Origin of the sequence: Hydrogenophaga laconesensis (assembly GCF_031457235.1) — a bacterium.
GTDB classification, from domain to species: domain Bacteria; phylum Pseudomonadota; class Gammaproteobacteria; order Burkholderiales; family Burkholderiaceae_C; genus Hydrogenophaga; species Hydrogenophaga laconesensis.
Genome location: NZ_JAVDWE010000038.1, coordinates 1 through 6,361 on the forward strand (window position 1 = coordinate 1; position 6,361 = coordinate 6,361).

6 protein-coding genes and 1 pseudogene are annotated in these 6,361 nt (G+C 68.6%); 5 read left to right on the forward strand and 2 right to left on the reverse strand.

What is annotated here, in order from left to right:
• The 3 genes and pseudogenes from J2X09_RS26795 to J2X09_RS26805 form a co-directional block, all read left to right on the forward strand.
• Positions 1 to 182 (forward strand): annotated as a pseudogene (locus J2X09_RS26795) (methyl-accepting chemotaxis protein); the annotation flags it as partial.
• Between the two features lie 126 nt (positions 183 to 308).
• Positions 309 to 1,805, forward strand: coding sequence for a M20 family metallopeptidase (locus tag J2X09_RS26800; RefSeq protein ID WP_204735951.1), 1,497 nt, complete (start codon positions 309 to 311; stop codon positions 1,803 to 1,805).
• Between the two features lie 4 nt (positions 1,806 to 1,809).
• Positions 1,810 to 2,664 (forward strand): alpha/beta hydrolase, encoded by an 855-nt coding sequence (locus J2X09_RS26805; protein ID WP_204735950.1) that lies wholly within the window; start codon positions 1,810 to 1,812, stop codon positions 2,662 to 2,664.
• A gap of 74 nt (positions 2,665 to 2,738) precedes the next feature.
• Here J2X09_RS26805 and J2X09_RS26810 read toward each other — a convergent pair whose 3' ends face one another.
• On the reverse strand, positions 2,739 to 3,254 hold the full coding sequence (locus J2X09_RS26810) for a YidB family protein (RefSeq protein WP_204735949.1): 516 nt from the start codon (positions 3,252 to 3,254) through the stop codon (positions 2,739 to 2,741).
• A 40-nt stretch (positions 3,255 to 3,294) separates the two neighbouring features.
• Entirely contained in the window at positions 3,295 to 4,470 is a 1,176-nt protein-coding gene (locus J2X09_RS26815; protein ID WP_204735948.1) for an MFS transporter, read from the reverse strand.
• A 102-nt stretch (positions 4,471 to 4,572) separates the two neighbouring features.
• Here J2X09_RS26815 and J2X09_RS26820 point away from each other — a divergent pair, with 102 nt between their 5' ends.
• Together J2X09_RS26820 and J2X09_RS26825 are read left to right on the forward strand one after the other, a co-directional pair.
• Positions 4,573 to 5,274 (forward strand): aspartate/glutamate racemase family protein, encoded by a 702-nt coding sequence (locus tag J2X09_RS26820; protein ID WP_204735947.1) that lies wholly within the window; start codon positions 4,573 to 4,575, stop codon positions 5,272 to 5,274.
• A 119-nt stretch (positions 5,275 to 5,393) separates the two neighbouring features.
• Positions 5,394 to 6,361: methyl-accepting chemotaxis protein (locus J2X09_RS26825; protein WP_204735946.1), on the forward strand; the 968-nt coding region annotated here is incomplete at its 3' end.

Genomic DNA, 6,361 nt, shown 5'->3' on the forward strand with positions numbered 1-6,361 from the left:
AGATCACGGCGGCGGCCGGGGAGCAGAGCGAGGGGATAGGGCAGGTGAATGTGGCGGTGACGCAGCTGGACCAGATGACGCAGCAGAACGCGGCGCTGGTGGAGGAGAGTGCGGCGGCTGCAGAGAGCCTGAAGGACCAGGCCCGCCGCCTCGCCGGTGTCGTCCAGGTCTTCCGCCTGTAACAGGCATGCGCCAAACGCCACGGCCCCCCGTGGCGTGCCTATACTGTTTCCTCGCCACCAGCCCCGGGGGACGCCAACCGCTCCGGACGCCCTGTCTCACTGCCCGCGCACTCCGGAGACCGATCCATGAACGCCCGCCTGCCCCACACCTCTCTTGACCCTGCCGCGCTGCGGGCCCACGTGGACGCCAGCTGGTCGGGCAGCATCGTTCCCGAGCTCACGCGCTACATCGAGGTGCCGGCCAAATCGCCGGCCTTCGACCCCGACTGGGCCGCCCATGGCCTGCTGGAACGTGTGCTGCAGGGTGCGGCCGACTGGGTGCGTGCACAGCGGGTGGAAGGCCTGCAGCTCGAGGTGGTGCGGCTCAACGACGCGCAGGGCAAACCCCGCACACCGGTGCTGTTCTTCGAAGTGCCGGCCAGCGCCGGGCGCGACGGCACGCCGGCACCCACCTCGGGCCAGACCGTGCTGATGTACGGCCACCTCGACAAACAACCCGAATTCACCGGCTGGCGCAACGACCTGGGGCCGTGGACGCCCAAGATCGACGGTGGCAAGCTGTATGGTCGGGGCGGCGCGGACGACGGCTACGCGGTCTACGCCAGCGTTGCCGCGTTGCAGGCGCTCAAGGCCCAGGGCGCGGCGCATCCGCGCATCGTCGGTCTCATCGAAACCTGTGAAGAAAGCGGTTCGGGCGACCTGCTGCCCTACGTGGACATGCTGCGCCCCCGTCTGGGCGACGTGGGCCTGGTGATCTGCCTGGACAGCGGTGCCGGCAATTACGACCAGCTCTGGCTGACCACCAGCCTGCGGGGCATGGCCAGCGGCGTGCTCAAGGTGGAGGTGCTCACCGAAGGCATCCATTCGGGCGACGCATCGGGCCTGGTGCCTTCCAGCTTCCGCATCATGCGGCAGGTGCTGGACCGGCTGGAGGACAGCGCCACCGGCCGCCTGCTGCCCGCGAGCTTTCATTGCGAGGTGCCCGCCGAGCGCGTGGCGCAGGCACGCGCCACCGCAGCCATTCTCGGTGACGAGATCTACAAGCGCTTTCCGTGGGCGCACCACGATTGCGGTGGCTCCACGGTGTTCGCGCTGCCGACCACCACCGACCCGGTCGAGGCGCTGCTCAACCGCACCTGGCGCCCCACGCTGTCCGTCACCGGCGCTGAAGGTTTTCCCGAACTGCGCAATGCCGGTAACGTGCTGCGGCCTTACACCGCGTTCAAGCTCAGCCTGCGCCTGCCGCCCCTGGTGGACGCGGCGTCTGCCGTGCAGGAACTCAAGACCCTGCTGGAGGACAACGCGCCCTATCAGGCGCGCGTGACCTTCGAAGGTGAGGGCGCGGCCAGCGGCTGGAACGCACCGGCCACCGCCCCGTGGTTCGAGCAGGCGCTGCAGGACGCCTCGCAGGCGCATTTCGGCGCGGGCTGCGGCACGATCGGCCAGGGTGGCACGATCCCGCTCATGAACATGCTCAGCCAGGGCTTCCCGACCGCGCAGATGATGGTGTGCGGCGTGCTCGGCCCCAAGAGCAATGCGCATGGCCCGAACGAGTTCCTGCACCTCGATTACGCGCAGCGACTGACCGCTGCCGTGGCCCAGGTGATGGCCCGCATGCCCTGAAACCATGTCCGACACCACACAGGCGCCTTTCACCCTACGCGACGGCCTGAACCTCGCGCTGTTCGACTGGCCGCTGCCGATGCGCTGGCGGCCGCGCGCGGTCGTGCTCATCGTGCACGGCCTGGGCGAGCATGCGTGGCGCTACGATCCGGTGGCGCAGCGGCTCAACGAATGGGGCTTCTGTGTGCGCGCCTACGACCAGCGCGGCCACGGCGAATCGGGTGGTGCGCGAGGCGTGGTGCCCGATGACGACGCGCTGCTCGACGATCTGGCGGAGGTGGTCGAGGACACGCGCAGCCACATCGCCGAGCCCTGGGCCTGCCCGCTCGTCCTGCTGGGCCACAGCATGGGCGGCCTGATCGCTTCCACCTTCGTGCAGCGGCGCATGGCGCCCGTGGACGCGCTCGTGCTGTCGTCACCGGCGCTGGACGCGGGCATCGGCCCGCTGCAGAAAAAGCTCATCGGCCTGCTTTACCGCTTCGCCCCCAATTTCGCGCTGTCCAACGGGCTGGATGCGAGCAAGATCTCGCACAACCCGGCGGTGGTGGAGGCCTACCGGAAAGACCCGCTCGTGCACGACCGCATCAGCGCGCGGCTGGCCCGGTTCATCGACAGCAACGGCCCCGCCGTGGTGGCCGCCGCCAGTCAGTGGCGCGTGCCGACGCTGCTGATGGTGTCGGGAGCGGACAGCCTCGTGCGGCCCGCTGGCAGCAAGGCCTTCGCCGCCGCCGCGCCACGCGACAAGGTGCACACCCAGATATTTGAAGACCTGTATCACGAGATCTTCAACGAGGCCGACCCCTCGGCCGTGTTCGGCACGCTCAAGGCCTGGCTGGACGTGATCGCGCCAGCAGCCTGAAAGCCCCCTCGAGCAGCGCCTCCGGCGTGGCACAGAGGGAGGAGGCCGCAAGGCGGCGCAGGGGGCGACCTCTGTCAGCGGCGTTGTTGCAAGAGTCCGCCCAGCATGCCCATCAAATCGGGGGCGTTGCCGCTGCCCTGGCCGCCACCGAGCAAGGCACCGAGGCTGCCCAGTCCGCCCAGCTCGTTGTCGGCCGGCAACTGGCCCTTGGGGGTGAGCTGGTCGATCAGGCCGGGCAGCAGGTCGGCCAGCGTGCCCGAGGCCTGGGCCGGGCTGCCGCCCAGTTGCGAAGCGATCATGTCCATGAGATCGGGGCCGAGGGCACTGCCCAGCTGGTCTCCCGAGACCGGCTGGTTCGCGCCAGTGCCGATCCAGGACTGCACGGCGTCGCCGAGACCGCCGGACTGCAGTTTGGCCAGCAGCCCCTGCAGGCCGCCCGAGCTGGCCAGCAGCGCGCCCACCAGGCCGATCAGCATCTGTGGATCCAGGCCGCTGGGCAAGCCGCCTGCGGTGGTGGGCGCTCGTTGCCCCTGTGATGCACCCGACGCGGCCTCGGCGGCCGCGCCAATCAAAGAATCCAGAAGTCCCATGTCCTTGCTCCCTGGGTGAGCGCCCGGGATGGGCGCGCGATCAGGCGGGATTGTGGGCCTGGCGGCGCACCCAGGCAAGCCAGGCCAGGGCCAGTCCGGTGAACGCGACCGGTACCAGCGAGCCGATGTTGAGCCATTGCCAGCCCCGGGTGGTGACCAGGGCACCTGAGGCGAACGAGGTCAGGGCCATGGTGGCGAAGACGCAGAAGTTGATGGCCGCCTGCGCGCGGTTCCTTTCCTCAGGCCGGTAGGCCTGCAGCGAGAGCGCGGTGCTGCCGGTAAACAGGAAATTCCAGCCCACGCCGAGCAGGAAGAGCGCGATCAGGAACTGGTGCAGATCCACCCCCGACAGGGCGACAAGGATGCAGGCGAGATTGAGCAGCACGCCCACGCCCATGATGGTGAGCACGCCGAAACGCGCGATCAGGTGGCCGGTGAAGAAGCCGGGTGCGAACATGCCGATCACGTGCCACTCCAGCACCAGCGCCGCGTCGTCGAACGGAAAGCCGCACACCTGCATGGCCAGCGGTGTGGCGGCCATCAGCAGGTTCATCACGCCATAGCCCAGCGCGGCGCCGGCGCTCGCCACGATGAACACCGGCTGGCGCACGATGACCGAAAGCGGGCGGCCCTGGTCGGCGCCCACCATCGGCCTGGCCGTGGGCGGAAATCGCATGAAGGCCATGACCAGCATCGACAGCAAGGCCACCGCCGCCAGCGCCACATAGGCACCCGCGAAGGGCACATCCAGCCAGTCCCGGGTGCGCACCGCGAGGTTGGGGCCCAGCACGGCACCCGCCAGGCCGCCCGCGAGCACCAGCGAGACCGCCTTGTCGCGGAACGCTGGCGCACTCAGCTCGGCTGCGGCAAAACGGTAGAGCTGTCCGTTGGCGCTGTAGTAGCCGGCGATCACGGTGGCGGTCACCAGCAGCCAGAAGTTCCTGTCCATCACGGCCCAGGCGCACAGCAGCGCAGAGATCAGCGCCACCAGAAGACCGATCTGGAAGGATATCTGGCGCCCGAAGGCGCTCTGCGTGCGTGCCACCAGTGGCGTGGACAAGGCGCCACCCACCACGTAGCCCATCACCGGCAGTGTGGCCATCCAGCCCAGCGGCGCCAGGGCCAGCCCGACCAGGCCGTTGATGGCGATGAACACCACGTTGTTGGTAAGAAACAGGCCTTGCGCGGTGGCCAGCAACCAAAGGTTCTTGTTCATAAGTCATCGTTTATACAAGGCCTCTTGAATGCCCGGGAAGGGGGCCGCGCCACCCCGACCTGTTGGGCTATAGTGCCCAGCCGATCCTTATCGCCCGTTTTCATGACACAGCACATCGGCATCGTGGCCTGTTCGGCCGAGGGCGCGGCCCTGTGTTACCGCACCATCTGCAGCGAGGGGGAAGCCCTGCTCGGCCCGCATGCACATCCCGAGGTGTCGCTGCATTCGCTTTCGCTGGCGGACTACGTCGACTGCCTGAACCGGGGCGATCTGCGCGGCGTGGGTGAGCTGATGCTGATCTCGGCCCAGCGCCTGGCCGCCGCAGGCGCGGACTTTCTGATCTGCCCCGACAACACCATCCATCAGGCTTTCTCTTACGTCGCACCGCGCTCACCGCTGCCCTGGCTGCACATCGGGGAGGTGGTGGCGCAGGCGGCTGTGGAACATGGGTATCGCCGCCTCGGCATCACCGGCACGCGCTGGCTGGTGGACAGCGAGGTCTACCCCGAGGCGCTCGCCGCGCGGGGCTTGCAGGCGGTGCGCCCCAGTGCACCGGAGCGCGACGAGATCGACCGCATCATCATGGACGAGCTGGTGCGCGGCGTGTTCCGGCCCGAAAGCGTGGCGCGTTTCCAGGCGGTCTTCTCGCGCCTGCGCGACGCGGGGTGCGACGCCGTTGTGCTCGGTTGCACCGAGATTCCGCTGATCATGAGCGACACCAATTCCCCCTTGGCCACGCTGGATTCCACGCGCCTGCTCGCACGCGCGGCGCTGGCGCGTTCCGCTTCTAAATCGGAAGCATGAAACGTTGATGAAAGGCCATGCGTGGAGGCATGGCAAGACAAACGACGCTCAAGATGCCAGGGCGTGCGCCGAAGCAAGGAGGCATTGGCGCCAGAGGCGTCGCACCTCTGGATGTTTCCATGAACTGGCTTTCCCGCATTTCCGTCCGCGCCAAGCTCGCGCTCCTCCTGGCCCTGTGCGCGCTCGGCATCCTCGGCGTCGCGCTGTCCGCCTTGTTCAGTCTCGACCGCGCCGTCGCGTCCAGCCAGCACCTCGTGCAGGTGGAGGTGTCGGCCCTGCGCTCGCTGGGCGACGTGCGGGCCGCTGTGGGCAACATGCGCCGCTACGAGAAGGATCTGTTCCTCAACCTCGCCGACGAGGACGCCCTGCAGCGTTATCACATGGCCTGGCAGCAGCAGGTGGCCGATGGCCTGGCCCAACTGGCGCAGTTGAGGCCCGGCCTGCAGGAGGCGGAGCAGCAGGCGCTGGACCGCATGTCCAGCGGGCTGGAGAAATACCGCGAGGCGGTCAACGCCATCCACGTCGGTATCACGCGTGGCGAGATCAACGACCCCTGGCGCGCCAACAGCGCCATGGAACCCGCCAAGGCCGATGTGCGTGCTGCCGACGAGGCGTTCACGGAGATCAGCAATGCCGTGGGCGTGCGGGTGGATGGCATGGTCGACGCGCTGGGGCTCCTGCAGCGTCAGGCCATGTGGATCACCGTGCTGGCCGCGCTGGCAGTGCTGATGCTGGCGCTCGGTCTCGGCCATGTGGTCAGCGGCAGCATCACACGCCCGCTCAACGACGCGGCGCGGGCCATCGAGCGCGTGGCCGAAGGCGACCTCGGCACACGGGTTCAGGCGCTGGGCCGCGACGAGATTGCGCGTGTGCTGGCGGGTATCGAGCGGATGCAGAACCGGCTGGCGCGCATCGTGAGCGAGATCCGTGTGGGCGTCGACAGCGTGAACACCGCCAGCGCGGAAATCGCCATCGGCAACCAGGACCTGAGTGCGCGCACGGAGCAGGCGGCGAGCAACCTGCAGGAGACGGCGGCGAGCATGGAGCAGCTCACGAGCACGGTGCGCCAGAGCGCGGACGCGGCGAG